At 70.8% G+C, this 25,048-nt stretch carries 24 protein-coding genes; 7 read left to right on the plus strand and 17 right to left on the minus strand.

The window, feature by feature from the left end; translation table 11 throughout:
• Window positions 1-13 precede the first annotated feature (13 nt).
• From ACFXJ5_RS02050 to ACFXJ5_RS02095, 10 genes are all read right to left on the minus strand, one after another.
• A complete protein-coding gene (locus ACFXJ5_RS02050) occupies window positions 14-727 on the minus strand; it encodes a polyprenol monophosphomannose synthase (protein ID WP_384626545.1) in 714 nt (237 codons plus the stop codon).
• A gap of 62 nt (window positions 728-789) precedes the next feature.
• Window positions 790-2,124, minus strand: a complete 1,335-nt coding sequence (locus ACFXJ5_RS02055; protein ID WP_384625536.1) for a UDP-glucose dehydrogenase family protein — start codon at window positions 2,122-2,124, stop codon at window positions 790-792.
• Window positions 2,125-2,163: 39 nt separating this feature from the next.
• A complete protein-coding gene (locus tag ACFXJ5_RS02060) occupies window positions 2,164-3,711 on the minus strand; it encodes a glycosyltransferase family 39 protein (RefSeq protein WP_384625538.1) in 1,548 nt (515 codons plus the stop codon).
• Window positions 3,708-5,366, minus strand: a complete 1,659-nt coding sequence (locus ACFXJ5_RS02065; protein ID WP_384625541.1) for an ArnT family glycosyltransferase — start codon at window positions 5,364-5,366, stop codon at window positions 3,708-3,710. The genes ACFXJ5_RS02060 and ACFXJ5_RS02065 overlap by 4 nt, the downstream gene beginning before the upstream one ends.
• Complete coding sequence (locus ACFXJ5_RS02070) at window positions 5,363-6,385, minus strand: glycoside hydrolase family 26 protein (RefSeq protein WP_384625544.1); 1,023 nt, start codon at window positions 6,383-6,385, stop codon at window positions 5,363-5,365. Before ACFXJ5_RS02070 ends, ACFXJ5_RS02065 begins: the two co-directional genes overlap by 4 nt.
• On the minus strand, window positions 6,382-7,998 hold the full coding sequence (locus tag ACFXJ5_RS02075) for a glycosyltransferase family 2 protein (protein WP_384625547.1): 1,617 nt from the start codon (window positions 7,996-7,998) through the stop codon (window positions 6,382-6,384). Before ACFXJ5_RS02075 ends, ACFXJ5_RS02070 begins: the two co-directional genes overlap by 4 nt.
• A 349-nt stretch (window positions 7,999-8,347) precedes the next feature.
• Complete coding sequence (locus ACFXJ5_RS02080) at window positions 8,348-9,469, minus strand: GuaB3 family IMP dehydrogenase-related protein (RefSeq protein WP_384625549.1); 1,122 nt, start codon at window positions 9,467-9,469, stop codon at window positions 8,348-8,350.
• Window positions 9,470-9,571: 102 nt separating this feature from the next.
• Entirely contained in the window at window positions 9,572-11,074 is a 1,503-nt protein-coding gene (gene guaB / locus ACFXJ5_RS02085; protein WP_384625552.1) for an IMP dehydrogenase, read from the minus strand.
• A gap of 78 nt (window positions 11,075-11,152) precedes the next feature.
• Entirely contained in the window at window positions 11,153-11,788 is a 636-nt protein-coding gene (locus tag ACFXJ5_RS02090; RefSeq protein WP_384625555.1) for a sigma-70 family RNA polymerase sigma factor, read from the minus strand.
• 253 nt (window positions 11,789-12,041) lie between these two features.
• Complete coding sequence (locus ACFXJ5_RS02095; RefSeq protein ID WP_003948568.1) at window positions 12,042-12,653, minus strand: response regulator transcription factor; 612 nt, start codon at window positions 12,651-12,653, stop codon at window positions 12,042-12,044.
• Window positions 12,654-13,129: 476 nt separating this feature from the next.
• Here ACFXJ5_RS02095 and ACFXJ5_RS02100 point away from each other — a divergent pair, with 476 nt between their 5' ends.
• The 5 genes from ACFXJ5_RS02100 (at window position 13,130) to ACFXJ5_RS02120 (ending at window position 18,208) form a co-directional block, all read left to right on the plus strand.
• Window positions 13,130-13,435, plus strand: coding sequence for a WhiB family transcriptional regulator (locus ACFXJ5_RS02100; RefSeq protein WP_384625558.1), 306 nt, complete (start codon window positions 13,130-13,132; stop codon window positions 13,433-13,435).
• Between the two features lie 187 nt (window positions 13,436-13,622).
• Entirely contained in the window at window positions 13,623-14,711 is a 1,089-nt protein-coding gene (locus ACFXJ5_RS02105; RefSeq protein WP_384625560.1) for an aminotransferase class V-fold PLP-dependent enzyme, read from the plus strand.
• A 1,280-nt stretch (window positions 14,712-15,991) separates the two neighbouring features.
• Window positions 15,992-16,648 carry an MOSC domain-containing protein gene (locus tag ACFXJ5_RS02110; protein WP_384625563.1) on the plus strand — a complete coding sequence of 219 codons (657 nt, stop codon included), beginning with the start codon at window positions 15,992-15,994 and terminating at the stop codon, window positions 16,646-16,648.
• A 9-nt stretch (window positions 16,649-16,657) separates the two neighbouring features.
• Window positions 16,658-17,443 (plus strand): SDR family NAD(P)-dependent oxidoreductase, encoded by a 786-nt coding sequence (locus ACFXJ5_RS02115; protein ID WP_384625566.1) that lies wholly within the window; start codon window positions 16,658-16,660, stop codon window positions 17,441-17,443.
• Window positions 17,444-17,503: 60 nt separating this feature from the next.
• Complete coding sequence (locus tag ACFXJ5_RS02120; RefSeq protein WP_384625568.1) at window positions 17,504-18,208, plus strand: ester cyclase; 705 nt, start codon at window positions 17,504-17,506, stop codon at window positions 18,206-18,208.
• Window positions 18,209-18,274: 66 nt separating this feature from the next.
• Here ACFXJ5_RS02120 and groL read toward each other — a convergent pair whose 3' ends face one another.
• Both groL and groES read right to left on the minus strand, forming a co-directional pair.
• Complete coding sequence (groL, locus tag ACFXJ5_RS02125) at window positions 18,275-19,897, minus strand: chaperonin GroEL (protein ID WP_384625571.1); 1,623 nt, start codon at window positions 19,895-19,897, stop codon at window positions 18,275-18,277.
• A 113-nt stretch (window positions 19,898-20,010) separates the two neighbouring features.
• Window positions 20,011-20,319 (minus strand): co-chaperone GroES, encoded by a 309-nt coding sequence (groES, locus tag ACFXJ5_RS02130; protein WP_127358538.1) that lies wholly within the window; start codon window positions 20,317-20,319, stop codon window positions 20,011-20,013.
• Between the two features lie 230 nt (window positions 20,320-20,549).
• Between groES and ACFXJ5_RS02135 the strand changes: the two genes are divergently transcribed.
• Window positions 20,550-21,752, plus strand: coding sequence for a THUMP-like domain-containing protein (locus ACFXJ5_RS02135; protein WP_384625574.1), 1,203 nt, complete (start codon window positions 20,550-20,552; stop codon window positions 21,750-21,752).
• On the opposite strand, the gene ACFXJ5_RS02140 is transcribed toward ACFXJ5_RS02135, so the two are convergent.
• The 5 genes from ACFXJ5_RS02140 to tsaB all read right to left on the minus strand — a co-directional run bounded on the left by ACFXJ5_RS02140 (window position 21,730) and on the right by tsaB (window position 24,401).
• Window positions 21,730-21,867: an SCO1431 family membrane protein gene (locus tag ACFXJ5_RS02140; RefSeq protein ID WP_384625576.1), complete on the minus strand. Its 138-nt coding sequence runs from the start codon at window positions 21,865-21,867 to the stop codon at window positions 21,730-21,732. The genes ACFXJ5_RS02135 and ACFXJ5_RS02140 overlap by 23 nt on opposite strands.
• Before the next feature lie 63 nt (window positions 21,868-21,930).
• The gene (locus tag ACFXJ5_RS02145) at window positions 21,931-22,188 is read right to left on the minus strand and encodes a hypothetical protein (protein ID WP_384625579.1); all 258 of its coding nucleotides are present in this window, start codon (window positions 22,186-22,188) and stop codon (window positions 21,931-21,933) included.
• Window positions 22,188-23,240 carry a tRNA (adenosine(37)-N6)-threonylcarbamoyltransferase complex transferase subunit TsaD gene (tsaD, locus tag ACFXJ5_RS02150; RefSeq protein ID WP_384625580.1) on the minus strand — a complete coding sequence of 351 codons (1,053 nt, stop codon included), beginning with the start codon at window positions 23,238-23,240 and terminating at the stop codon, window positions 22,188-22,190. The genes ACFXJ5_RS02145 and tsaD overlap by 1 nt, the downstream gene beginning before the upstream one ends.
• Window positions 23,233-23,703 carry a ribosomal protein S18-alanine N-acetyltransferase gene (gene rimI, locus ACFXJ5_RS02155; protein ID WP_384626546.1) on the minus strand — a complete coding sequence of 157 codons (471 nt, stop codon included), beginning with the start codon at window positions 23,701-23,703 and terminating at the stop codon, window positions 23,233-23,235. Before rimI ends, tsaD begins: the two co-directional genes overlap by 8 nt.
• Window positions 23,704-23,729: 26 nt before the next feature.
• Window positions 23,730-24,401 (minus strand): tRNA (adenosine(37)-N6)-threonylcarbamoyltransferase complex dimerization subunit type 1 TsaB, encoded by a 672-nt coding sequence (tsaB, locus tag ACFXJ5_RS02160; protein ID WP_384625583.1) that lies wholly within the window; start codon window positions 24,399-24,401, stop codon window positions 23,730-23,732.
• A 70-nt stretch (window positions 24,402-24,471) separates the two neighbouring features.
• On the opposite strand from tsaB, the gene ACFXJ5_RS02165 reads away from it, so the two are divergent.
• The gene (locus ACFXJ5_RS02165; protein ID WP_384625586.1) at window positions 24,472-25,032 is read left to right on the plus strand and encodes a hypothetical protein; all 561 of its coding nucleotides are present in this window, start codon (window positions 24,472-24,474) and stop codon (window positions 25,030-25,032) included.
• Window positions 25,033-25,048 lie beyond the last annotated feature (16 nt).

The following is a 25,048-nucleotide window of genomic DNA, read 5'->3' on the forward strand; positions in this document are numbered from 1 at the left end:
TCGGGGTGTTCGGTCAGCTGCGGTTGCGCATCCGCAGTCGCAGCGGGACGAGCGCGGACTCGAACTGCGTGGACAGGCTCATCTTGGAGACGCCCTCGGTGCGCTCCTCGAAGCGGATCGGGATCTCGACGCCGTTGTGCCCGCGCCGCACCGCCAGGAACTTCAGCTCGACCTGGAAGCTGTAGCCGGCGCTGTCGAGGGTGGCGAGGTCCACGTCGCGCAGCGTCTGGGCGCGCCAGAGGTTGAAGCCGGCCGTGATGTCGCGGATCTTGATGCCGAGGATGCCGCGTGCGTAGCGGTTGGCGAAGCCGGACAGGATCTGGCGGTGCAGGCCCCAGTCCTCGTCCAGCGAGCCGCCGTCGACGTAGCGGCTGCCGACCACGAAGCCGGCCCCGGTCGACAGGGCGGTGCCGACCATCTGCGGTACGACATGGGCCGGGTGGCTGCCGTCGGCGTCCATCTGGACCACGAACTCCGCGCCCTCGTCCAGCGCGGCTGACATGCCGGCCGCGTAGGCCCGGCCCAGTCCGTCCTTGGCGGTGCGGTGCAGGACGCTCATCCGGCGGCGGCCGCCGGCGTTGGCCTTCTCGGCGAGCTCCTCGGCGATGCGGCCGGTGCCGTCGGGGCTGTTGTCGTCGACGATCTTCAGGTGCAGGCCCGGGAGCGGGAGGGCGAGCACGATCTCGGCGATGCGCGGCAGATTGGCCGCCTCGTTGTAGGTCGGCATGACGACCGTGACCGGTACGTCCCCCCAGGGCGCGGGGATCTGCGCCGCCGTGTCCGGTGTGTTCACTGTCTCTCCTCGGTTCGTGAGGCCGGCGTATGGGGCCGGCCCAGTGCGTGGAAGGACCAGCCGGCGGCCGTCCAGCGCTTCTCGTCGAGGGCCCCCCGGCCGTCGACGATCTGCTGCCGGGCGGTGCTGTCGGCCAGCTCCGCCGGGTCCAGGTCCCGGAATTCCTGCCATTCGGTCAGGTGCAGTACGACATCGGCCCCCTGCACCGCGTCCTGCGCGGATGCCGCGTACCCGAGTACCGGGTACGCCTTGCGGGCGTTGTCCATGGCCTTGGGGTCGTACACCGCGACCTGGGCGCCCTCCAGATGGAGGCGGGCGGCCACATCGAGGGCGGGCGAGTCCCGGATGTCGTCGGAGTCGGGCTTGAAGGCCGCGCCGAGCACCGCCACCCGCCTGCTGGTCAGCGATCCGCCGCACAGCTCCCGGGCCAGGTCGACGACCCGGTCCCGGCGCCGCAGGTTGATCGCGTCGACCTCCCGCAGGAAGGCCAGCGACTCGCCGGCGCCCAGCTCCTCGGCCCGGGCGGCGAAGGCGCGGATGTCCTTGGGGAGGCAGCCCCCGCCGAAGCCGACCCCGGCCCGCAGGAAGCGGGCGCCGATACGGTCGTCGTGGCCGATGGCGCGGGCGAGTACGGAGACGTCGCCGCCGGAGGCCTCGCAGACCTCCGCCATCGCGTTGATGAAGGAGATCTTGGTGGCCAGAAAGGCGTTGGCGGCGGTCTTCACCAGCTCGGCGGTCGGGAAGTCGGCCGTCACCACCGGCGTCCCGGCCTCGATCACGGCCGCGTACACCTCGCGCAGAAGCGTTTCAGCAGACGCGCTCTCCACCCCCAGCACCAGCCGGTCCGGGCTCAGCGTGTCCCGTACCGCGAAGCCCTCCCGCAGGAACTCCGGGTTCCACGCCAGTTCCGCCCCCGCCGGCAGCCGCCCCGCCAGCCGCTGGGCGGTCCCCACCGGCACCGTCGACTTGCCGACCACCAGCGCGCCCTCGCCCAGGTGCGCGGCGAGCGCCTCGACCGCCCCGTCCACGTAACGCATGTCCGCGGCACCGGAGTCGGTGTCCTTGCGCTGCGGCGTGCCGACGCACACGAAGTGCACCCGGCCGAAGGCCGCCGCCTCCTCGTACGACGTGGTGAACCGCAGCCGCCCGGAAGCCGTGTGCCTGGCCAGCAGTTCCTCGAGCCCCGGCTCGTGGAAGGGCACCCGCCCGGCGCCGAGCGCGGCGACCTTGTCGGGGTCGATGTCGACGCCCAGCACCTCGTGCCCGAGCTCCGCCATGCAGGCGGCATGGGTGGCACCGAGGTAGCCGGTGCCGATGACTGTGAGCCGCAAGACCACGGCCTCCTTACGTGACGACGTGACGTACGCGGCTTACTTGACGCGTTCCAGCAGCAGGACCCGGACGTTGGCCAGGTTGTCGGATTGCGCCACCTTGAAGTACTTGTCCAGCGCGGCGACGGTCTTCTGGGGCATGTCGGCGAAGGGCTTGCCCAGCTGCGAGGTGGAGATCACCCACAGCCGGTCGGTTCCGGCCAGGCACTTCACCGCGTCCGGGCAGTCGACACCGCCGAAGCTGCCCGATTCCTGCGGCGTCCGGTACAACAGCACGTCCTTGGGCCGGCCGGAGTCGTCGCGGAGTTCGTAGGCCATGGCCCGGCGTTCGGACTTCTGCCCCGAGAAGGCGATGCCGTCGCCCGGCTTCGCCTTCTGGGCCACGATCTGCCCGGCCTTGCGGTAGTCCGGCTCGGCCGGGTCGTTCTGCCGGGCGAGCGCGGTGCCCGGCTGGGCCACCCAGGCGAAGCCCGCGGCGGAGGCCACCACGAGCACGGCACCGACGAACCGGCGGCCCGCCCCGCCGCGCGCGGCCTCGGTCAGCGGCCCGGCGAGCCGAGTGACCGCGACGGAGGCCAGCAGCGCCCAGGCCGGGACGGTGAAGAGCAGATAGCGCGGCAGGAAGAGGTGCAGCTGCGTGGAGGTCAGATACGTGACGACCGGCGGCAGCAGCACCCAGGGGGCGAGCAGCGCCGCGTACTTGCGGGCCGCGAAGAGCCCCAGCACACCGAGCGCCATGACCGCGCCACCGGTGATCCAGGACCCGAAGAGCTCCTGCGGATGGTCGACCAGGTCCTGCACGGTCGGGTTGTTCCAGGCGATCTGCCCGCTCTGGCTCGACCCCTGCGCCAGCATCGGCAGTACGAAGGACAGCCCGAGGCTCGCCGCGGCGGCGAAGGCCCAGTGCGCGGTCCGGTCACCGCCGCGCTTCGCCACCACGACCAGCCCCAGATGCCCGGCCAGCACCGACAGCGACACCAGGTGACTGAAGCCGATCAGCGGAACGCTCCCGGCGTACAGCGCCCAGCCCTTGAGGCTGGGCCGGTCCAGCGCGCGCAGCAGCAGGAGCGTGGCCAGCAGGGCGGCGGCCACCGCGAAGGCGTACGGCCGGGCCTCCTGTCCGTACCGGGTCACCATCGGGACGGCAGCGAAGATCAGCCCGGCGAGCAGCCCGGTCCGCAGGGTGAACATCCGCCGCCCGATGAGCCCGAGCAGGCCCGCCGCCACGGCCATGGCGATCGCCGCCGGGATGCGCAGGGCGGTCGGCGAGGAGCCGAAGGCCGCTATCCACAGGTGCATCACGAAGTAGTACGGGGCGAAGACCACGTCGATGTTCTTGATGAGCGCGTCGAAGTCACCGAAGGAGAGTGTGGCGGCCCACCAGGTGGCGTGCTCGTCGCGCCACAGCTCGCGGTCGCCGATGCCGCGCAGGGTGAAGCCGAGGGTGACGACGGCCGGCAGCAGGAAGACCAGTGCGGTGCTCGCCGGGCTGTGGCCGCTCCGGCGGCGGGCCCGCCGCCGGCCGGAGGCGGCCGTGTCCTGGTCCTCGTGGCCGGCGGCGTCCAGGGTGTGGTCGGTGACGGTCATCGCTTCACCCAGATCCGGTAGGTCGTCGACCCGTACTCGTCGGTGGAGGGCAGGACTGCCAGCAGCCGGTACTTGGCGTTGCCACGCAGGGCGGTGGTGATCGCCGTGTCGGCGTCCGGGGTGACTCCGCCCCTCAGGACGATCGCGTCGAAGTGGCCCTCGCGTACCGCGGTCCTGAACCCGTCGGTACCGGAGTGATGCTTACCGTGCTTGTCGGTGTAGTCGATGTCGGTGGTGCTCTGCCACTGCTTCCAACTCGTCACGTCGCGCAGGTAGTAGGCCGGGATCTCGAACTCCTCGGCGAGATACTTCCCGTTCCCGGTCTTGGCGATCACCTGGCGCATCGTGGCGACCATCCGCGCGGAGTCCGGCGGATCGTAGAGGGACTGCGTCTGTGCCATCCCCGTGACCAGCGCGGCGACCCAGACCATGATGCCGAGCTGCGGATAGCGGAAGTGCGCGCCCATCAGCCGGTTGATGCCGAGGCCGGCCATCGGCGCGGCGAAGAACAGCCCGAATCCGACGTGCTTGAAAAGCGATATGTCGTCGTGCAGGTGGGCCTGGTAGGCGGGCGCGAGCAGCGCCGTACCGCACATCAGCAGCCCCAGCGCGGTGCGCCGCACCCGGCCCGGGGTGTTCCCGACCGCCCAGGGCATCTCGCCCATCCTGGCCCGGCGGATGTAGTCGATCGCACCGCCGACGGCGACCAGCAGCATCACCCCGCCCCATTCGGCGCTGAGCCGGAACACCGACATCGCCGTGTCCGTGCCGTGCGCCCGGCCGGTGGTGGTGAAACCGACGCCGCCGAGGGCGCCGCTGAGGTACGCGACCGAGCCGAGCACCAGCGCGACGCCGACGCCGAGCAGCAGACCGCGCGCGACCGCCCGGGCGCCCCGGTACGGATAGGCCGAGAGCACCGCGAGCACCACCAGCGAGGGCAGATACAGCGCGGCGGCGTACTTGACGGCCGGTGCCAGCGCCGCCGCCGGCACGGCGAGCAGCACCAGGGCGGGGTGCGAGCGGCCGGTCCGTACGATGATCCAGGAGGCGCACGCGAGCAGGAACAGCGCCAGCGCGTCGAAGGTCGCGAAGTTGCCGAGGAACACGGTCGACTCGAGGACCGAGAACAGCGCGGCGGCGGCCAGTCCGGCCCGCTGGTTGAACAGCCGGCTGGTGAGGCCGTACAGCATCACCGTGGTGCTCAGCGTGAAGACCAGGCTGACCAGCCGGACCGCCGCGAGCCCGCCCACCGAGTCGACTGCGGCGGCCAGCACCGGGTAGAGCATCGGATGGCCGGAGAAGTAGCCGGAGAAGTCGATGGGCGGCGGCGTGCCGTTGAGCAGCCGGCCGATCTCGTAGTGGCCGGAGGTGATGTACAGCGCCTCGTCGACGAAGGCGCGGCCCTGCAGCCGCAGGCTGAGCGCGGCCTGCACCAGCAGGACGCAGAGCAGCACGCCGCGGCTGATCCAGGTGGAACGACGGGTGTCGACCGACCAGGCGGACACGGGGACTTCCGGGACCACGTATCCGGGCGACACGGGCTCGAACTCGGGCTCGAACTCGGGCTCCGGCTGCAGGTCGGGTCCGGGGGCGTACTGCCAGTTCGGGTACTGGTACTGGTGGTGCTGCTGCTCGTTGATTCCGGACTCCATCATTGCTTCCGTACGTCGAAGCCGAAGTCACCGTCGGCAGCGAGCCGCTTGAACTCGGCGAGGGCGAGCGGGCTGGCCTGGACCCGCCAGTCGGCGCGCTTGGTGATGTTGAACCAGACGAAGCCGAGGAAATCCGGATCGTCCGCCACGCCCTTGAAGAGGTTCCGTACGTCGGCGCGTCGCCGTTGACCGGGCTCGGAGGCGGTCTCGGAGATGATGAACGGCTTTTTGGTGAAGTGGCGGATCTGCTTCGTCGTCGGGCCGTAGAGGGTGTCGAAGGTGCAGGCGCCGGTGGTCGTCCAGTAGCCGACCACGCCGACCCAGTCCACGTAGGCGTCGCCCGGCCAGTAGGGCTTGAGCTTCACCGAGGGGACCGGGTTGATGACGTTGGGGCTCCAGGTCCAGATGACGTTGGTGGCGCCTTCCTCCTGGAAGAGGTCATGGATGTGCCGCCAGGCCTTCACGAAGTCGGCCGGCTTGGTCGTCTTGGTGCCCCAGGGGTACCAGCCGCCGTTCATCTCGTGACCGAAGCTGAGCGCGACGGGTGCGTTGGCCTCGCGGATGTCGTCGGCGAAGCTCTTGATGTACGCGTCCTGCGACCCGTCGGCGATCTTGGCGACGGACGGCTTGAAAGGCTCCCAGGAGACGTAGAGCAGCGCCCCGGACTGCAGGGCGTTCTTGGCGCCCTGGACGTTGAAGCCGTCGCCCCAGGAGGAGTACGAGGCGATGATGTTGGGCTTCTTGCCGATCAGCTCGGCGTAGTGGTCCACCGGATTCATCGACGACGGGGCTCCGTCGACCGCCACGCCCAGGTACTTCTTCTTCGGGTCGAGCAGCGGCGTCACGTCGAAGGCCGGCTCCTGGGCGCCCTGGGCGGTCTGGTCGTCCGACGGGGAGGTGGTGGCGCCGCCGGAGCCGGAGGAGCCAAACGACCCGGTCGTGCAGGCGGTCAGGGCGAACAGCGCCGCGGTCACGAGGACGGCGGCGGCACGGCGCAGAGGGTGGGAGTGGGGCCGGGTCATACGGTGGCCTCGCTCCGGGGCTGTACGAGAACCCGGGCGACCACGAGCGCGTAGAAGAGGCCGGAGGACAGCACCAGGGCGAAGTCCGGCGGGTAGCCGTGCATCAGCCGCCAGACGGCCGCGCCCACCCAGATCACGGCGGTGCCGCCGCTCCACACCCGCAGGCCGATCCAGAACCGGCGGGTCTTGTTCTTCTTCGCCCCGGAGGAGCCGGTGGGCTGCCAGCCCATCCGCTGCTTGCGCAGGATGTCCCAGATGGCGAAGAAGTGCGCCCACCCGTACATCAGCCGGGCCGCCCAGGCCTCCAGCCGGTACGGCGACTTGTGCCACAGCGGGAAGATCACGGCGGTGTAGACGATGCTGGGCAGCACCATCGCCAGGTGGTCGACCTTGAGCTTGTCCGGCATGGCCAGCAGCAGCACGATCGGGATGATGGGTGCCGCGAAGGTGAACAGCGCCGTGTGGATGTAGTAGAAGAAGCCCGACAGATAGCACAGGCGGCTGGAGAACTTGATCCGCGCGTCCCAGAACTTCTTGCTGCCGAGCAGGCTCATCGAGCCCGAGCACCAGCGGTACTGCTGGTTGAAGAAGGCACCCGCGCTGTCCGGGCACACCCCGGTCGACACGGCGATCGGCACATAGCGCAGGTCCCAGCCGAGACCGCGCAGGTCGAAGCCGGTGTGCACGTCCTCGGAGTGCTCGATCAGCGTGGTGCCGCCGTTGGTCTCCAGGGCCTCCCGGCGGTAGATCGCGCAGCTGCCGACGCAGATCGCGCCGTCGCTGCCCTGCCGGGACACCTGGACGGAGCGGTAGAACAGCTCCTGCACCGCGCCCGCGCCGCGCTCGATCCAGTTCTGCGAGTCCAGGACACGGAAGTACTGCGGGGACTGGACGATGCCGACCCGCTCGTCCGTCTCCATGTACGGCAGCAGCTCCTCCAGGAGGTCGGCGCGCGGCGTGAAGTCGGCGTCGAGGATGAGGACGTACTTGCCGTCGGACTGGCCGAAGCCGAAGTGCAGGTTGCCGGCCTTCTTGAACCAGCCGCGGTTCGGGCGGGTGCCGTAGCGGAATCCGAAGTCCGAGGCCATCGCCGCCAGTTCCGGGCTGGCGCCGTCGTCGAGCACGAAGGGCACGCAGTGGCCGGGATAGCGGTCGGCCAGCGCCCGTACATGGGTCCAGGTGTTGTGCAGCACCTCGATGGGCTCGCCGCACACCGGCAGGAAGACGTCGACCGTGGGGTATACCCGCGGCCGCCATTCGCGGACCAGCAGCTTGTGGGCCTTGAGGTCGAAGTCCCGGGTGAAGCCGTTCACCCGAAGCGAGATCAGGTAGTAGATGACCGTGAAGACCAGCATCGGGGCGAGCAGCCACACCAGCGGATTGGACTGCGCGAGCTTGTACTGACTGAAGGTCAGGCAGACGAAGCTGATCACGGAGCTGATCGTCAGCACCCACAGGTACCGGCGGGCGTACGAGTACTTCTCTCCGTCCGAGGGCGGCTGCGGCAGCAGCCCCAACTGCGGAGCGCGCGCCCGCTCCGCCGCCCGGCGGCGTCCTGCGGACTGCCCATGGGCCCGGTGCCCCCCCGTTTGGGCAGGCTGAAGTGCGCTCATCTTTTTCCGACCCCCCGGGCGATCCGCCCGTCTACCCCCACCACGGCTCGACCAAACCCGATGCGAACACCCGGCCGAGTGTCGGGAGCTTATCTGAGGAATCTCAGTGTGTCAGGGGCTGCCAAAGTGTTATTGGGTGACTTACGACCGAAGTGCCCTGAAATAAATGCCAAGATCACATGTTGCGATCCCATTTCCTATCGCCGCACACAGGAACAATCGGACTCCGCCACAGAACGGTTGCCAGATCGCCACACCTGAGCACCGGCGCACATCCTTCGTCGCCGAAACGCCGGAAGGGGCCCGGACCGCGACGTGCACGGTCCGGACCCCTTCCGGTCGGGGTAGCTCAGCGGTGGTGCGTGGGAGACACCGTCACCTCGACGCGCTGGAACTCCTTGAGGTCGCTGTAGCCCGTCGTGGCCATCGAACGGCGCAGGGCACCGAAGAAGTTCATCGACCCGTCCGGCGCGTGCGACGGGCCGAGCAGGATCTCCTCCGTCGTGCCGGCCGTGCCGAGGTTCATGCGCTTGCCGCGCGGCAGCTCGGTGTTGACCGCTTCCATGCCCCAGTGGAAGCCGCGGCCCGGCGCGTCGGTGGCGCGGGCGAGCGGGGAGCCCATCATCACGGCGTCGGCGCCGCAGGCGATGGCCTTCGGCAGGTCGCCGCTGGCGCCGAAGCCGCCGTCGGCGATGACGTGGACGTAGCGGCCGCCGGACTCGTCCATGTAGTCGCGGCGCGCGGCCGCCACATCGGCCACGGCGGTCGCCATCGGCACCTGGATGCCCAGCACGTTGCGGGTGGTGTGCGCCGCCCCGCCGCCGAAACCGACGAGGACGCCGGCCGCGCCGGTGCGCATCAGGTGCAGCGCGGCGGTGTAGGTGGCGCAGCCGCCGACGATGACCGGGACGTCGAGCTCGTAGATGAACTGCTTGAGGTTCAGGGGCTCGTGCGAGCCCGAGACGTGCTCGGCGGAGACCGTCGTGCCCCGGATGACGAACAGGTCGACGCCCGCGTCGACGACGGCCTTGGAGAACTGGGCGGTGCGCTGCGGGGAGAGCGCTGCGGCGGTGACCACACCCGCGTCGCGCACCTCCTTGATCCGCTGGCCGATCAGTTCCTCCTTGATCGGCTCGGCGTAGATCTCCTGCAGCCGCTTGGTGGCCGCGGCGTCGTCCAGCTCGGCGATCTCGGCCAGCAGCGGCTCCGGATCCTCGTACCGCGTCCACAGGCCCTCGAGGTTGAGCACCCCCAGTCCGCCGAGGTTGCCGATCCGGATCGCGGTCTCCGGGGAGACCACCGAGTCCATCGGCGCCGCGAGAAACGGCAGCTCGAAGCGGTAGGCGTCGATCTGCCAGGCGATCGAGACCTCCTTCGGGTCCCGGGTACGCCGGCTCGGGACGACGGCGATGTCGTCGAATGCGTAGGCCCTGCGGCCCCGCTTGCCCCGCCCGATCTCGATCTCAGTCACGTGTGTGGCCTTTCCTTCGTGGCTTGCCGAGCCCATTATCCCAGGGCCGGCAGGCGAAAGCCCGAGGCCGCACGTACGGGGCCGCGGGCTGTGCCGTACGCGTCAGCGGGACTGGTAGTTCGGGGCCTCGACGGTCATCTGGATGTCGTGGGGGTGACTCTCCTTGAGCCCGGCGGCGGTGATGCGGACGAAACGGCCCTTGGACTCCATCTCGTCGATCGTCGCGGCGCCGACATAGCCCATGGTCTGGCGGAGGCCGCCGACGAGCTGGTGCAGCACCGTGCCGAGCGGGCCGCGGTAGGGGACCTGGCCCTCGATGCCCTCGGGGACGAGCTTGTCGTCGGAGGAGACCTCGGCCTGGAAGTAGCGGTCCTTGGAGAAGGACTGGCCCTGGCCACGGGACTGCATCGCGCCGAGCGAGCCCATGCCCCGGTACGACTTGAACTGCTTGCCGTTGATGAACATCAGCTCACCGGGCGACTCCTCGCAACCCGCGAGCAGGCTGCCGAGCATGACCGTGCTGGCACCGGCGGCGAGCGCCTTGCCGATGTCGCCGGAGTACTGCAGGCCGCCGTCGCCGATGATCGGGACGCCCGCGGCCTGGGCGGCGAGCGCGGCCTCGTAGATCGCGGTGACCTGGGGAGCGCCGACGCCGGCGACGACCCGGGTCGTACAGATGGAGCCGGGGCCGACACCGACCTTGACGCCGTCGACGCCGGCGTCGATGAGCGCCTGGGCGCCGTCGCGGGTGGCGATGTTGCCGCCGATGACGTCCACGGAGACGCTGGACTTGATCTTGGAGATCCAGCTCAGGACGTTGCTGTTATGGCCGTGCGAGGTGTCGACGATGATGAAGTCGACCCCGGCGCCGACCAGCGCCTGGGCGCGCTCCAGGGCCTCGGGGCTGGCGCCCACCGCGGCACCGACGAGCAGACGGCCCTCGGCGTCCTTGGCGGCGGTGGGGTACTTCTCGGCCTTGGTGAAGTCCTTGACGGTGATCAGGCCCTTGAGGCGGCCCTGGTCGTCGACGAGCGGAAGCTTCTCGATCTTGTGCTTGCGCAGCAGGCCCATCGCCTCGACACCGGAGATGCCGACCTTGCCGGTGACCAGCGGCATCGGGGTCATGACCTCGCGGACCTGACGCGAGTGGTCGGTCTCGAAGGCCATGTCGCGGTTGGTGACGATGCCGAGCAGCTTGCCGCTGCCGTCCGTGACCGGGACGCCGCTGATCCGGAACTTCGCGCAGAGCGCGTCCGCGTCGGCGAGCGTGGCGTCCGGGTGGACGGTGATCGGGTCGCTGACCATGCCGGACTCGGAGCGCTTGACCAGGTCCACCTGGTTGACCTGGTCCTCGACGGACAGGTTGCGGTGGAGGACGCCGACACCGCCCTGACGGGCCATGGCGATGGCCATCCGGGCCTCGGTGACCTTGTCCATGGCGGCGGACAGCAGCGGGATGTTGACCCTGACGTTGCGGGAGACCAGCGACGAGGTGTCGACCTGGTTCGGCAGCACCTCGGACGCGCCCGGCAGCAGCAGCACATCGTCGTAGGTGAGTCCGAGCAGTCCGAATTTCTCGGCTACTCCGTCGGCGTTCAGCGTCATGACACCTTCTCCATGGTCTTGCCCGGCGAGATGTCCCATGGTACTGGGCTCGACGGGACACGCCGTCGGACGAGGGTCCTACGCGCTCAGGTCCTTCGGCCCTTCCACGTGGACCGGGCCGGCCTGCGTGGTCTCCTCGGCCAGCGCCCGCAGCCGGCTGAGCGCGCGGTGCTGCGCCACCCGAACGGCCCCGGGGGACATGCCGAGTTTCTGGCCGGTCTCCTCGGCACTCAGGCCGACCGCGACCCGCAGCAGGACCAGCTCGCGCTGGTGCTCGGGAAGGTTGGCCAGAAGCTGCTTGGCCCATTCGGCGTCGCTGCTGAGCAGTGCCCGCTCCTCGGGGCCGAGGGAGTCGTCGGGCTGCTCGGGCATCTCCTCCGAGGGGACCGCCGTGCTGCCGGGTCCGCGCATCGCGGCCCGCTGCAGATCGGCGACCTTGTGGGCGGCGATACCGAAGACGAACGCCTCGAAGGGGCGGCCCTGGTCGCGGTAGCGCGGCAGCGCGCACAGCACGGCGAGGCAGACCTCCTGGGCGAGGTCGTCCACGAAGTGACGCGCGTCGCCCGGCAGCCGGGACAGCCGGATGCGGCAGTAGCGCTCGGCCAGCGGGTGGACATGGGCCAGCAGATCGTGGGTGGCCTGCTCGTCGCCCTCGACGGCGCGACGGACGAGGGCGCCGATGCCTGTCTCATTGCCTGCCGCCTCGTCGCGCATCCGTCCATAGTGCCTCGCCGCCGAACGATCCGCCGCATCGCGCCCGGACTTCTGCCCCGAAGCGTTATGAGAGACCGCCCCGGCCGGTGTCATGTCATGCACCGGCTCAGGCACTTGCTCATGCACTGGCTCCTGCACGTGCCGCCCCGCCCGCCCGTCCCCGATGAGTCCCATACCTCAAGCATGCGTCCTCGCTCCGGAAACCGGTACGAGCGGAGCGACCCCATAGCCGGTGCACAGCAAGCCCATGGCTCTAGCGGACCAGGCCCCAGCGGAAGCCGAGCGCGACGGCGTGCGCCCGGTCCGATGCGCCGAGCTTTTTGAAGAGCCGCCGTGCGTGTGTTTTCACCGTGTCCTCGGAGAGGAAGAGCTCACGGCCGATCTCCGCGTTGGAGCGGCCGTGGCTCATGCCCTCCAGCACCTGGATCTCCCGCGCGGTCAGCGTGGGCGCGGCACCCATCTCGGCCGAGCGCAGCCGGCGCGGGGCCAGCCGCCAGGTCGGGTCGGCGAGGGCCTGGGTCACCGTGGCCCGCAGTTCGGCACGCGAGGCGTCCTTGTGCAGATAGCCGCGGGCGCCGGCCGCCACCGCGAGGGCGACGCCGTCCAGGTCCTCGGCGACGGTGAGCATGATGATGCGGGCACCGGGGTCGGCGGACAGGAGCCGCCGCACCGTTTCCACACCCCCGAGGCCGGGCATGCGCACGTCCATCAGAATGAGGTCCGAGCGGTCGGCGCCCCAGCGGCGGAGGACTTCCTCGCCGTTGGCCGCAGTCGTTACGCGCTCGACGCCGGGCACGGTCGCCACCGCGCGGCGCAGGGCCTCTCGGGCAAGCGGGGAGTCGTCGCAGACGAGGACGGAAGTCATGACCGTCCTCCGCAGCTGATCCGCGTCACGTTGAGCCTCCAGGCTGTACGAATCGTCACCGGTGGGGCTGACGGCTTCGGGCGCCTGCCCGAATAGTTCGACCGCCAACCACTTCCGCACCTTCAACGACCCTCACTCGAAAGAGTTACGGAGTTTGGCGGGCGTCTCCCGCACTCTCTGTGCGCACCCGGACACGGATCAGCTACGTCGCAGGTCGCAGGGGTACATCGGGGGACAAAACGAAGCAGTTCGCGCGCCCACTTGCAGGACATGCGACCCGCCGACCGGGGGGCAATGTCAGATTTTGCCTGTTTGGCGGCTTTTTACCCGCATGGCGGGAGTTCGGTGGCATTTTTGTGATGAATCATATTTACATCTACTTCGATGGTAGATGTACGGTCGAAAGGCACCGCCCCCAGAGAACTTGCTTCTGGGAGATGCCCCCACCCACAGCCCACCTCTTGAGGAGATGAGCAATGGCAGACTTCTCCCGCCTCCCGGGCCCCAACGCCGACCTCTGGGACTGGCAGCTGATCGCCGCCTGCCGAGGCGTCGACAGCTCGCTGTTCTTCCACCCCGAGGGCGAGCGAGGGGCAGCCCGGAGCGCGCGCGAAGCGGCGGCGAAGGAGGTGTGCATGCGCTGCCCCGTACGCGCCGAATGCGCGACGCATGCACTCGCGGTCCGAGAGCCCTACGGCGTGTGGGGCGGACTGACCGAGGACGAGCGCGAGGAGATGATGGGCCGGTCGCGAAACCGGGTCATGAGCGCCCACACCAACTGACGAAACGTTTCGCCTGAGGCGGGCGGCACGGTTTCGCCCGGGGCGGGTGGCACGTCGTCCGCTGACAGGCGCGTTGCCCGCCGCGCTCCTCTCCTCCCTGGTCCGTCACTCCCCCCACAACCACCCGCAATCACCCGAACGGAGCAACTCTGGACTTCGGGACCGGCCGGCTTCAGGCTCAGGAGTCATGGAGATCCGCACAGAGCACTTCGAGGCAGTGGTCGGCGCCGAGTTCTCACCCGCGCCCGGGACGACGTATCTGAACACCGCCTCGGCGGGCCTGGGCCCGCGCAGCGCGGTCGAAGCCCTGCGGCGCGGCGTCGGGGGCTGGGCCGACGGCTCGGCCACGTTCGCCGAGAACGAGGCCGCCGTCGCCGCGGCGCGGGGGGCTTACGCCCGGCTCACCGGGGTCGGGGCCGACCGCGTGGCTGTCGGCTCGGCCGTCGCGACCCACGTCGGGCTCATCGCGGCGGCACTGCCGGCCGGCGCGGAGGTCGTCCTTGCCGAGGGCGACTTCTCCTCCCTGGTGAACCCCTTCGCGACCCGGACCGACGTCACGCTCCGCATCGTCCCCCTGGAGGGCGTCCCGGAGGCCGTCGGGCCGGGCACCGCGCTGGTCGTGGTCAGCGCCGTGCAGTCCTCCGACGGACGGGTCGCCGACCTCGCGGCCCTGCGGGGGGCTGCCGCCGAGCACGGGGCGCGGGTGCTGGTCGATGCCACGCAGGCGGCGGGGTGGCTTCCGCTGAACGGGGGCGCGTACGACTACGTGGTGTGCGGTGCCTACAAGTGGCTGCTGTGCCCGCGCGGCGTCTCCTTCCTGACCGTCCGTGAGGGCGCCGAGGACTGGGTCTCCCCGCACTTCGCCGGGTGGTACGCCGCGGAGGATCCCTGGGGCGAGTGCTACGGCCCCGTCCAGGAGACCGCGTCCTCCGCGCGGCGCTACGACGTCATGCCGCCCTTCCTGCCGTACGTCGCGGCGGCCGAATCGCTCGCCCTCGTCGAACGGCTCGGGGTCGACGCCATCGGCGCCCACGACCTGGCTCTCGCCGAGCGCTTCCGCGCCGGCCTCGCGGACCTCGGCCACAAGGCCGTCCCGGCCGGCTCCGCGGCGGGCTCCGCCATCGTCTCCGTACCCGGGCTCGGTGACACGGCCGGCCGCCTCGCCGACGCCGACATCAAAGTCGCCGCCCGCGCCGGGCACTTGCGCGCGGCCTTCCATCTGTACAACACCACGGCCGACGTCGACCGGGTGCTCGGCGCAATCGCGGTTCCCTAGCCGGCCATGGGTCCGGTCCGGGGCCTCCGGGGCTGGGGGTCCTGGACCGACATATTTACGTGCGTGACGGGTCCGTCCGTTGCCTCACCCGGCATGCCGCACACAAATATGCGGAGCGTCCAGAACCCCCACCCCTCCGACCCCGGCCCTCCCCGCCGTCCACTTCCGCTCCCCCCGGGTGGTGGGTGCTCCGACCCCGGCCCTCCCGCCGTCCACCTTCCGCTCCCCTGGGTTGGGTGGGTGCTCCGACCCCGGCCCTCCCGCCGTCCACCTTCCGCTGCCCCCGGGTGGGTGGCTCCGACCCGACCCTCCCGCCGTCCACTTCCGCTCCCCCCGGGTGGGTGGGTGCTCCGACCCCGGCCCTCCCGCCGTCCACTTTCCGCCCCCCGGGTGGGTGGGTGCTCCGACCCCGGCCCCTCACGTCGTCCACCTTCTGCTCCCCGGGTGGGTGGGTGGATGCCGACCCGACCCTCCTGCTGTCCACCTTCCGCTGCCCCCGGGTGGGCGCTCCGACCCGACCCTCCTGCCGTCCACCTTCCGCTCCCCCTGGGTTGGGTGGGGGATCCGGGCCCGGCCCTCCCGCCGTCCACTTTCCGCCCCCCGGGTGGGTGGGTGCTCCGACCCCGGCCCGTCACGTCGTCCACCTTCTGCTCCCCCTGGGTTGGGTGGGTGGCTCCGAACCCGGCCCTCCCCGTGGCTGTTGCCTGCCGGGCGGGTGGGTGGGGGGCTCCGGACCTTCCGGTCGCTATGGCCTGCCGGGTGGGTGGGTGGCTCGACCCCGGACCTCCCCGTCGTTCACTTCTCCCCCGCCGGGTTGCGGGTAGGCCGTCGGCCCGGTGGATTCCTCTAGTCCCGGGTTGGGGGTAGGCCGTCCGCCTGAGGCGGAGCGGGCTGGCCCAACCCACCCACCCACCGGCGAAGGCGCAGGCGGCGCCCCCGGCACGACGGACGGAGTCCGGCGCGGCCGTGCCGAAGCAAGCGGATGCCGCCCGGGAGGGCGGCATCCAGAAATCGGGTCCCCAGCCCTGCGACCCCGGCCGTACTTGAACGGGAGGGCCGGGGTCGGAGGGGTGGGGGTTCTGGACGCTCCGCATATTTGTGTGCGGCATGCCGGGTGAGACAGCGGAGGGCCCGTCACGCACGTAAATATGTCGGTCCAGGACCCCCAGCCCCGGAGGCCCCGGACCGGCACCCGTCCACGTCTGATCCGCCCCGGTTCGTACGGCGGCACCGGCGCAAAATCCGGTGCGCCGCCCGCAGGGCGTCCGTACGGTCGCCTTATGAAGCTGCTCTCCGTGAATGTCGGCAGGCCGCGGGCCAATCCGTGGAAGACGGGTCCCGAGCTCACCGGGATCGACAAGCAGCCGGTGGAGGGGCATGTACGGGTCACGGCTCCTGGGCCGAAGGGGACGGGGGCGGTGGGGCTGGCGGGGGACCGGGTGTATGACGTCGCGCATCACGGGGGCACCGACCAGGCTGTGTATGCCTATGCCCGGGAGGATCTGGACGGGTGGGAGCGGGAGTTCGAACGCCCGTTGCCGGCGGGGGTGTTCGGCGAGAACCTCACCACGGGCGGCCTGGATGTGAGCGGGGCCCTGATCGGCGAGCGCTGGCGTATCGGGCGCGGGGTCGTGCTGGAGGTTTCCTGCGCCCGGATCCCGTGTGGGACCTTTCAGGGGTGGCTGGACCGGGCCGGGTGGATCAAGCGCTTCACGCAGGCGGCCGTCCCGGGCGCCTATCTGCGGGTGATCACGCCGGGAGAGATCCGCGCCGGCGATCCGATCGAGGTCGTGCACCGTCCGGACCACGACGTGACGGTGGCGCTGCAGTTCCGGGCTGTGACGACCGAGCCCGAGCTGCTGCCGCGGCTCCTCGTGGCCGACGCGTTTCCCGAGGAGGACAAGGCGGTGGTCCGCAAGCGGCTGACGGGGCGTTAGCGTGCTGGCATGACGACTTCACTGATCACGGGAGCCACGGCGGGCCTCGGCGCGGCGTTCGCGCGGCGGCTGGCGGGCGACGGGCACGGGCTGGTGCTGGTCGCGCGGGACGAGAAGCGGCTGGCGGAGTCCGCGGGCGAGCTGCGGCAGAAGTACGCGGTGCCGGTGGAGGTGCTGGCCGCGGACCTGTCGACGGACAAGGGCATCGAGGCGGTCGAGACGCGGCTGCGGGACCGGGACCGGCCGGTGGGTCTGCTGGTGAACAACGCCGGGTTCGGCAGTCGCGGGATTTTCGGGGACACCCCGATGGCGGACGAGCTGCGGATGGTCAAGCTCCACGTCGAGGCGGTTCTGCGGCTGACCGGTGCGGCGACCGAGGTCATGATGGAGCGCGGGCGCGGCCATGTGATCAACGTGGCCTCGATCGCGGCCTTCCTGCCACGCGGGACGTACGGGGCATCCAAGGCGTGGGTGGTGAGCTTCTCGCAGGGCGCGGACAAGGAGCTGGCCGGTACCGGTGTGCGGCTGATGGCGGTGTGCCCGGGATTCGTACGTACGGAGTTCCACCAGCGGGCCGGGATCGACGCGACGAAGATCCCGGCGTGGGCGTGGCTGGACGCCGACAAGGTGGTCGCGACGGCCATCCGGGATCTGGCGCGCGGCAGGTCGCTGAGCATTCCCGACGTCCGGTACAAGGCGGTGGCCGCGGCGGCGCGCATGACGCCGAGCGGGGCGCTCGGCCGGTTCTCGACGAAGGCCGACCGGAAGTACGGTCCGGCGTACCCGAGGGATTAGACGGGGCATTCCGTCCTAAAATGGTGTGGGGGGAATCGTTCATGGACCCTTGGAGGCACCATGACATTCGTCCAGATCATCGACTGCAAGACCAGCCGGTACGACGACATGAACCGGCTCATGGACACCTGGGTCGAGGCGACGCAGGGCAAGCGGACCGCCACTCACTCGCTCATCGGCAGGGACCGCACCACGGACAACCACTACGTCGAGATCGTGGAGTTCCCGTCGTACGAGGAGGCGATGCGGAACTCGAAACTCCCGGAGACCGACCGGATCTTCCAGGAGATGGTGGCGCTCTGCGACGAGATGCCGACCTTCACGGACCTGGACGTGGTCCGTGACGAGCAGCTCAACAAGAACGCCGCGCGGCGGCTGTTCGAGGACATCATCGGCACGGAGAACGCCGGGGCGTTCCACGAACTGGTCGCGTCCGGCTACATCGACCACGACGTCGCCAACGAGCAGGACACCCGGGGCGCCGACGCCTTCCTGGAGGAGACGCTCGGTTACCGCAGGGCATTCCCGGACTTCGCGTTCACCGTCGAGGACCAGGTGGCCGAAGGCGACCGGGTGGCGACGCGCTGGACCTGGCGCGGCACCAACACCGGAGAGATGCGGGGCATGCCGCCGACCGGGAAGACGGTCGAGATGGTGGGCACCACGACCTTCCGGTTCGAGGACGGCAAGATCAAGGAAGGCTGGTGGCACTGGGACTTCCTGGGCATGCTGCGGCAGCTGGGTGTGGTCTCGCTGCCGTCGTAGGCCTCCACCACGTACGAAGGCCCTTGTTCCCGGGCGGGAGCAAGGGCCTTCGTGCAGGCGTCAGCCTCAGTGGGAGTGACCGTGGCCGTGAGCGGCCTCGGCGGGCTCCTCTTCCTTCTTCTCCACCACGAGGGTCTCGGTGGTGAGGAGGAGGGAGGCGATGGACGCGGCGTTCTCCAGGGCGGAGCGGGTGACCTTGACCGGGTCGATGACGCCGGCCTTCACCAGGTCGCCGTACTCGCCGGTCGCGGCGTTGAAGCCGTGGTTCTTCTCCAGCTCGGCGACCTTGGCGGTGATGACGTAGCCCTCGAGGCCGGCGTTCTCGGCGATCCAGCGCAGCGGCTCGACGGCGGCGCGGCGGACGACCGCGACACCGGTGGCCTCGTCGCCGGTCTTGCCGAGGTTGTCCTCGAGGACCTTGACGGCGTGGACGAGCGCGGAGCCACCACCGGAGACGATGCCCTCCTCGACCGCGGCGCGGGTCGCGGAGATGGCGTCCTCCAGACGGTGCTTCTTCTCCTTGAGCTCGACCTCGGTGGCCGCGCCGACACGGATGACGCACACGCCGCCGGCCAGCTTGGCGAGGCGCTCCTGGAGCTTCTCGCGGTCCCAGTCGGAGTCGGTGTTGGCGATCTCGGCCTTGATCTGGCCGATGCGGCCCTCGATCTCGGACTTGTCGCCGGCACCGTCGACGATGGTGGTGTCGTCCTTGGTGACGGTCACGCGGCGGGCGGTGCCGAGCAGGTCCAGACCGGCCTGGTCGAGCTTGAGGCCGACCTCCTCGGCGATGACGGTCGCACCGGTGAGGGTGGCGATGTCGCCGAGCATGGCCTTGCGGCGGTCACCGAAGCCGGGGGCCTTGACCGCGACCGCGTTGAAGGTGCCGCGGATCTTGTTGACGACGAGGGTGGAGAGGGCCTCGCCCTCGACGTCCTCGGCGATGATCAGCAGCGGCTTGGAGGTGCCGGCCTGGATGATCTTCTCCAGCAGCGGGAGCAGCTCCTGGATGGAGCTGATCTTGCCCTGGGTGACCAGGATGTACGGGTCGTCCAGGACGGCCTCGAGGCGCTCCTGGTCGGTCACGAAGTACGGGGACAGGTAGCCCTTGTCGAAGGCCATGCCCTCGGTGAAGTCCAGCTCCAGGCCGAAGGTGTTGGACTCCTCGACGGTGATGACACCGTCCTTGCCGACCTTGTCGATCGCCTCGGCGATCAGCTCGCCGACCTGCTTGTCCTGGGCGGACAGCGCGGCGACGGCTGCGACGTCTTCCTTGCCCTCGATCGGGCGGGCGGTGCGCAGCAGCTCCTCCGAGACGGCCTTGACCGCCGCGTCGATGCCCTTCTTGAGCGAGGCCGGGGAGGCGCCCGCCGCCACGTTCCGCAGGCCTTCGCGGACCAGCGCCTGGGCGAGGACGGTGGCGGTGGTGGTGCCGTCACCAGCGATGTCGTTGGTCTTGGTGGCCACCTCCTTCACCAGCTGCGCGCCGAGGTTCTCGTACGGGTCGTCGAGCTCCACCTCACGGGCGATGGTGACACCGTCGTTGGTGATGGTCGGAGCGCCGAACTTCTTGTCGATGACGACATTGCGGCCCTTGGGGCCGATGGTCACCTTCACGGTGTCGGCGAGCTTGTTCACGCCGCGCTCAAGGGCGCGACGGGCGTCCTCGTCGAACTTCAGGGTCTTGGCCATACCGGCTCGGGTTCCTCGTCTTCAGTCTTCGTCAAAGACCACACCCCGGGCCCCCGGGTCGGATGACACGGTATGCCCGGGGCGTGGTCACTGCTGTTCCGGCTGGTACCGGATTACTTCTCGACGATCGCGAGGACGTCGCGAGCCGAGAGGACGAGGTACTCCTCGCCGTTGTACTTGACCTCGGTGCCGCCGTACTTGCTGTACAGGACGACGTCGCCGACGGCGACGTCGAGCGGCAGACGCTTGCCGTCCTCGAACCGGCCCGGGCCCACGGCAAGGACGGTGCCCTCCTGGGGCTTCTCCTTGGCCGTGTCCGGAATGACCAGGCCGGAGGCCGTGGTCTGCTCGGCGTCGAGCGGCTGGACCACAATGCGGTCCTCAAGCGGCTTGATGGCAACCTTGGTGCTGGCGGTCGTCACGATCCGACCTCCCCCTTCAAAGGGCTCACGGGAGTGTCTGTATGGGTGGCGACCTGGTAGGCCCGTCGTCGCGGGTGCCGGACCTGCCCGTCGCTGTGTGGTTGGCACTCGGCAGTGCTGAGTGCCAGATCCGAGACTAGGACGGACTTAGCACTCGGTCAAGCGGAGTGCCAATGCCGCGCCGAGCGGCGTCATGGGCGCGAGTCCGGCGGCTGCCCGCAGGCGGGACAATGGGCACCGTGGATCTTGACGCGTTCTCGGCACTGCTGACCGACGAGGGGCAGGCCATGCTGGCCTCCCTGCGGGACTTCGACCCGGGCCAGGAGCTGGCGACGGCCACCCGGCTGCGGCGTGAGCACCCCGCCGGGCTGGTGTCGGCGGCGCTGGGGATGGCGCGGCTGCGGCAGCGGGCGGCGGCGAAGTTCGGCGAAGACGCGTACCGGATGTACTTCACGCCCAACGGCGTCGAGCAGGCGACCCGGAAGCCGGTCGCCGACTACCGGGCGGACCGCTTCCGGGCGTTGGGCGTACGGCGGCTGGCCGACCTGTGCTGCGGCATCGGCGGCGACGCGATCGCGCCGGCCCGGGCCGGGATCGAGGTGCTGGCCGTCGACCGCGATCCGCTGACGTGTGCGGTGGCCAGGGCCAATGCGGAGGCGCTCGGGCTCGGGGCGCTGATCGAGGTGCGGTGCGCGGATGTCACCGAGGTTGACGCGGGGGCGTACGACGCGGTCTTCGTGGACCCGGCCAGGCGCGGCGGCCGGGGCCGGATCTTCGACCCCGAGGCGTACTCGCCGCCGCTGTCGTGGGCGGTCGGGGCGGCCCGCAAGGCTCCGTACGCGGCGCTGAAGATCGCGCCCGGCGTGCCGCACGAGGCGGTACCGGACGAGGCCGAGGCGGAGTGGATCTCGGACCACGGGGACGTGAAGGAGGCCGTGCTGTGGTTCGGCACCGGCGCCGCGCCGGGGGCCCGGCGCGCGACGCTGCTGCCCGGCGGGGCTTCGCTGGTGGGGCGCGGGCTGCCGGATCCGGCGGTGCGGGCGGTCTCGCGCTACCTGTACGAGCCGGACGGCGCCGTGATCCGTGCCCATCTGGTGGCGGAGGTCGCGGAGGCCCTGGACGGCGGCCTGATCGACGAGACGATCGCCTATGTGACGGCGGACGAGCTGCGGCCGGTGCCGTATGCGAGCGCGTACGAGATCACCGATGTGCTGCCCTTCAACCTCAAGCGGCTCAAGGCGCTGGTGCGCGAGCGGGAGATCGGCGTGCTGACGGTCAAGAAGCGCGGTTCGGCCGTCGAGCCGGAGGAACTGCGCCGGAAGGTGAAGCCGCAGGGGCCCGGCTCCGCGACGGTCTTCCTGACCCGGGTCGCGGGCGCCCCGAGCATGCTGCTGGGGCGGCCTGCCGTTGCTACAGCAGGCCCAGGCCGGTGACGAGCATCGCGAGCAGCACGACCAGCGTCCACCCGAGCACTTGCTCGAGCACCTTCATGCCGTCGTCGCCCGAGGGACCACCGGTACGCGCGCGCGGCGCCGCCATCTCCGTCATACCGGCAAAGCTAAGCGGCCGATCGCCCCGTTACGGGCGAAGGTGACCGATTTCACCGCGGAGTTACGACACGTCCAGCGACTCGAAGCGCCAGCGGTGGACTGCCCTGCGCACCAGGTCGGGCCCCGGCTCGGGCAGTTCAGGGAGGTCGGCGTCGTACGGGGCCTCCCACCAGGTGATGACCAGGACGCGGTCGCCGGGGGCGGAGAGGGTCTCGCGGCGCAGCGGGGTGCCCGGCAGGGGGCGCGTACGGGCCCACTCCAGGAGTTCGGGCCCGCGGCCTTCGAGGGCGCGGGCCTCCCACATCAGGGCGACGGCCATCAGTGCGTGTGCCCGGGGACGGAGACCTCGGTGACCTGGAGCGAGGAGTCGGCGGGCAGGTCGAGGGTGGAGGCGGGGCGGCCGCGGGCGACCATTTCCGCGCCCAGGGCGGCCACCATGGCGCCGTTGTCGGTGCACAGCTTGGGGCGGGGGACGCGCAGGACGATGCCGGCGTCCTCACAGCGCTCCTTGGCGAGGGAGCGCAGCCGGGAGTTGGCCGCGACGCCGCCGCCGATCATGAGGTGGTCGACGCCGTTGTCCTTGCAGGCGCGGATGGCCTTGCGGGTGAGGACGTCGACGACCGCTTCCTGGAACGAGGCCGCGACATCGGCGACCGGCACGTCCGCGCCCTCGCGGCGCTTGCCCTCGACCCAGCGGGCGACGGCCGTCTTGAGCCCCGAGAAGGAGAAGTCGTAGATCGGGTCCCGGCCGCCGGTGAGCCCGCGCGGGAAGCGGATCGCGGCGGGGTCGCCCTCGCGTGCGTACCGGTCGATGGCCGGCCCGCCGGGGAAACCGAGGCCGAGGACCCGGGCGACCTTGTCGAAGGCCTCGCCCGCCGCGTCGTCGATGGTGGAACCCAGCGGGCGTACGTCGCCGGTGATGTCCGGCGCGAGCAGCAGCGAGGAGTGCCCGCCGGACACCAGCAGGGCCATCGTCGGCTCGGGCAGCGGGCCGTGTTCGAGCTGGTCGACGCAGATGTGCGAGGCGAGGTGGTTGACGCCGTAGAGCGGCTTGCCGAGCGCGTACGCGTACGCCTTGGCGGCCGACACGCCGACCAGCAGCGCCCCGGCGAGCCCGGGCCCGGCCGTGACCGCGATGCCGTCGAGGTCGGCGGCGCTGACCCCGGCCTCCTTCAGGGCGCGCTGGATGGTGGGGACCATCGCCTCCAGGTGTGCGCGGCTGGCGACCTCGGGGACGACGCCGCCGAAGCGGGCGTGCTCGTCCACGCTGGAGGCGATCGCGTCGGCGAGCAGCGTGTGGCCGCGGACGATGCCGACGCCCGTCTCGTCGCAGGAGGTCTCGATGCCGAGCACGAGCGGCTCGTCAGCCATGGGTGTCGTTTCCTTTCGGGCTTTCCGGCTCGGAGCGCCGCATGACGAGGGCGTCGACATTGCCCGGCTGGTAGTAGGCCTTGCGGAAGCCGATCGGCTCGAAGCCGAAGCGTTCGTAGAGGCGTTGGGCGCGCTTGTTGTCGACGCGCACTTCGAGCAGCACCTCGCGGCATTCGAAGGCGGTGGCCTGGTGCAGCAGTTCGCCCAGCAGGCGGGCGCCGAGGCCGGTGCCCCAGTGGTCGCGGGCGGCCGCGATGGTCTGTACGTCGCCGGTGCCGGCGACCGCCGCGAGCCCGGCGTAGCCCACGATCCGGGAGCCCGCCTCGGCCACGACGTAGTGCCGGGTGGCCGCCGGGTGCCTGGCGTCGGCCAGTTCGGACCAGAACATGCCGCGCGACCAGGCGTCCTCGGGGAAGAGCTCGTGCTCCAGCTCCATCACCGGGTCGAGATCCCACCAGCGCATCTCGCGCAACTGGACTGAGCTTGCGGTCACTTCGGCAGGACCGCCTTGTACCCGGTGGGGACCTGGGCGTCCGGCCGGCGCAGATACAGCGGGAGCGGGGGGAGGAAGTCCTCGCCCGCCTCCAGCTTCACGGCGGCCAGCGCGGCCAGCGCGGCGGCCGACTGGTGCTCCGGGAAGCCCGGCCGCAGGCCCGTGAAGACCTCCGGGTAGAGCTGGGCGCCCTGGCCGACCGCCGGCAGGCCTGCGACCTGGTCCGCGATGTCGGCGGGGCGGTCGACGGCGGGGTCCGTGGTGCGGGAGCGGGGGGTGTCGTAGCGCGCCCAGTAGACCTCTTTGCGGCGGGCGTCGGTGGCGACGACGAACGGCCCGGCCGCCAGGCCGGACTGCCCGGCGGCGTACGCGATGCCGTCCAGCGTGCAGACGCCGTGCACCGGAATGCCGAGGGCGTCGCCGAAGGCCGCGGCGGTGACCAGCCCGACCCGCAGCCCGGTGTACGGGCCGGGGCCGACGCCGACCACGATGCCGGTCACGGCGTCGAGCTTGGTGCCGGCCTCGCGCAACACCCGGTCGACGGCGGGCATCAGCAGTTCGCCGTGGCGCCGGGCGTCGACCTCGGTGGACTCGGCGAGCACGCTCCGCCCGTCGTGGAGCGCGGCGGTGACGGCGGGGGTGGCGGTGTCGAAGGCGAGGAGCAGCACGGTGACAAGCGTACGGCTCGCGCCGACTGCTAACGTCGGCACCGTTACCGCATGACGAGGAGCGCACACCGTGGCAAGGATCGGTTCGGGGACCATCGTGGCCGGTCTCACCGCGGGAGCCCTCGCCGTGATCTCGGTCCTGGCGGTGCAGGCCTCGGGCACTTCGGCCGCCGCCACCGCCGGCCGTCCCGGCATTTCCGCGTCGGCCTCCGCCTCGGCTTCCCCGTCGCCCGCGCAGACCGAGCAGTCCCATCCGGTGCCCGCCCACTCCGGCAGCGGCCTGCGCGTCGTCTACTCACTGGGGGCGGATCGCGTCTGGCTGGTCGGCGACACCGGCAAGGTGACGCGTACGTTCACCGTGGCCCCCGGCACGGTCGACCCCACCTCGGGTACGTACACCGTGACCTCGCGCACCGCGAGCGGGACAGGGGGCGACGGCGTCGCCATCGAGCACGTGGTGCGCTTCGCGACCTCCGGCGGTGTGATCATCGGCTTCAGCGCGGCTCGCGACGGCTCGAAGCCCTCCCCCGACCCCTCCCAGAAGACCGGTGGCATCCGCGAGCGGCGGGCGGACGGCACGGCGCTCTGGGAGCTCGCGATCATCGGCACGAAGGTCGTCGTGGTGACGTAACCGCCCCCGGCCCCCC

This window comes from Streptomyces sp. NPDC059373 (assembly GCF_042751495.1).
In the GTDB taxonomy this organism is placed as follows: domain Bacteria; phylum Actinomycetota; class Actinomycetes; order Streptomycetales; family Streptomycetaceae; genus Actinacidiphila.

Bases quoted from the DNA above. Each gene is read 5' to 3' on its own strand.
- guaB (WP_384625552.1), bottom strand. From the start codon at position 11,074: ATGACGCTGAACGCCGACGGAGTAGCCGAGAAATTCGGACTGCTCGGA.
- ACFXJ5_RS02105 (WP_384625560.1), top strand. From the start codon at position 13,623: ATGGAGATCCGCACAGAGCACTTCGAGGCAGTGGTCGGCGCCGAGTTC.
- ACFXJ5_RS02120 (WP_384625568.1), top strand. From the start codon at position 17,504: ATGACATTCGTCCAGATCATCGACTGCAAGACCAGCCGGTACGACGAC.
- ACFXJ5_RS02140 (WP_384625576.1), bottom strand. From the start codon at position 21,867: ATGACGGAGATGGCGGCGCCGCGCGCGCGTACCGGTGGTCCCTCGGGC.
- ACFXJ5_RS02100 (WP_384625558.1), top strand. From the start codon at position 13,130: ATGGCAGACTTCTCCCGCCTCCCGGGCCCCAACGCCGACCTCTGGGAC.
- ACFXJ5_RS02095 (WP_003948568.1), bottom strand. From the start codon at position 12,653: ATGACTTCCGTCCTCGTCTGCGACGACTCCCCGCTTGCCCGAGAGGCC.
- ACFXJ5_RS02110 (WP_384625563.1), top strand. From the start codon at position 15,992: ATGAAGCTGCTCTCCGTGAATGTCGGCAGGCCGCGGGCCAATCCGTGG.
- groL (WP_384625571.1), bottom strand. From the start codon at position 19,897: ATGGCCAAGACCCTGAAGTTCGACGAGGACGCCCGTCGCGCCCTTGAG.
- ACFXJ5_RS02060 (WP_384625538.1), bottom strand. From the start codon at position 3,711: ATGACCGTCACCGACCACACCCTGGACGCCGCCGGCCACGAGGACCAG.
- rimI (WP_384626546.1), bottom strand. From the start codon at position 23,703: ATGCGCTGGTGGGATCTCGACCCGGTGATGGAGCTGGAGCACGAGCTC.
- ACFXJ5_RS02135 (WP_384625574.1), top strand. From the start codon at position 20,550: ATGGGCACCGTGGATCTTGACGCGTTCTCGGCACTGCTGACCGACGAG.
- tsaD (WP_384625580.1), bottom strand. From the start codon at position 23,240: ATGGCTGACGAGCCGCTCGTGCTCGGCATCGAGACCTCCTGCGACGAG.
- ACFXJ5_RS02070 (WP_384625544.1), bottom strand. From the start codon at position 6,385: ATGACCCGGCCCCACTCCCACCCTCTGCGCCGTGCCGCCGCCGTCCTC.
- ACFXJ5_RS02090 (WP_384625555.1), bottom strand. From the start codon at position 11,788: ATGCGCGACGAGGCGGCAGGCAATGAGACAGGCATCGGCGCCCTCGTC.
- ACFXJ5_RS02050 (WP_384626545.1), bottom strand. From the start codon at position 727: ATGCCGACCTACAACGAGGCGGCCAATCTGCCGCGCATCGCCGAGATC.
- ACFXJ5_RS02075 (WP_384625547.1), bottom strand. From the start codon at position 7,998: ATGAGCGCACTTCAGCCTGCCCAAACGGGGGGGCACCGGGCCCATGGG.
- ACFXJ5_RS02115 (WP_384625566.1), top strand. From the start codon at position 16,658: ATGACGACTTCACTGATCACGGGAGCCACGGCGGGCCTCGGCGCGGCG.
- ACFXJ5_RS02145 (WP_384625579.1), bottom strand. From the start codon at position 22,188: ATGGCCGTCGCCCTGATGTGGGAGGCCCGCGCCCTCGAAGGCCGCGGG.
- ACFXJ5_RS02065 (WP_384625541.1), bottom strand. From the start codon at position 5,366: ATGATGGAGTCCGGAATCAACGAGCAGCAGCACCACCAGTACCAGTAC.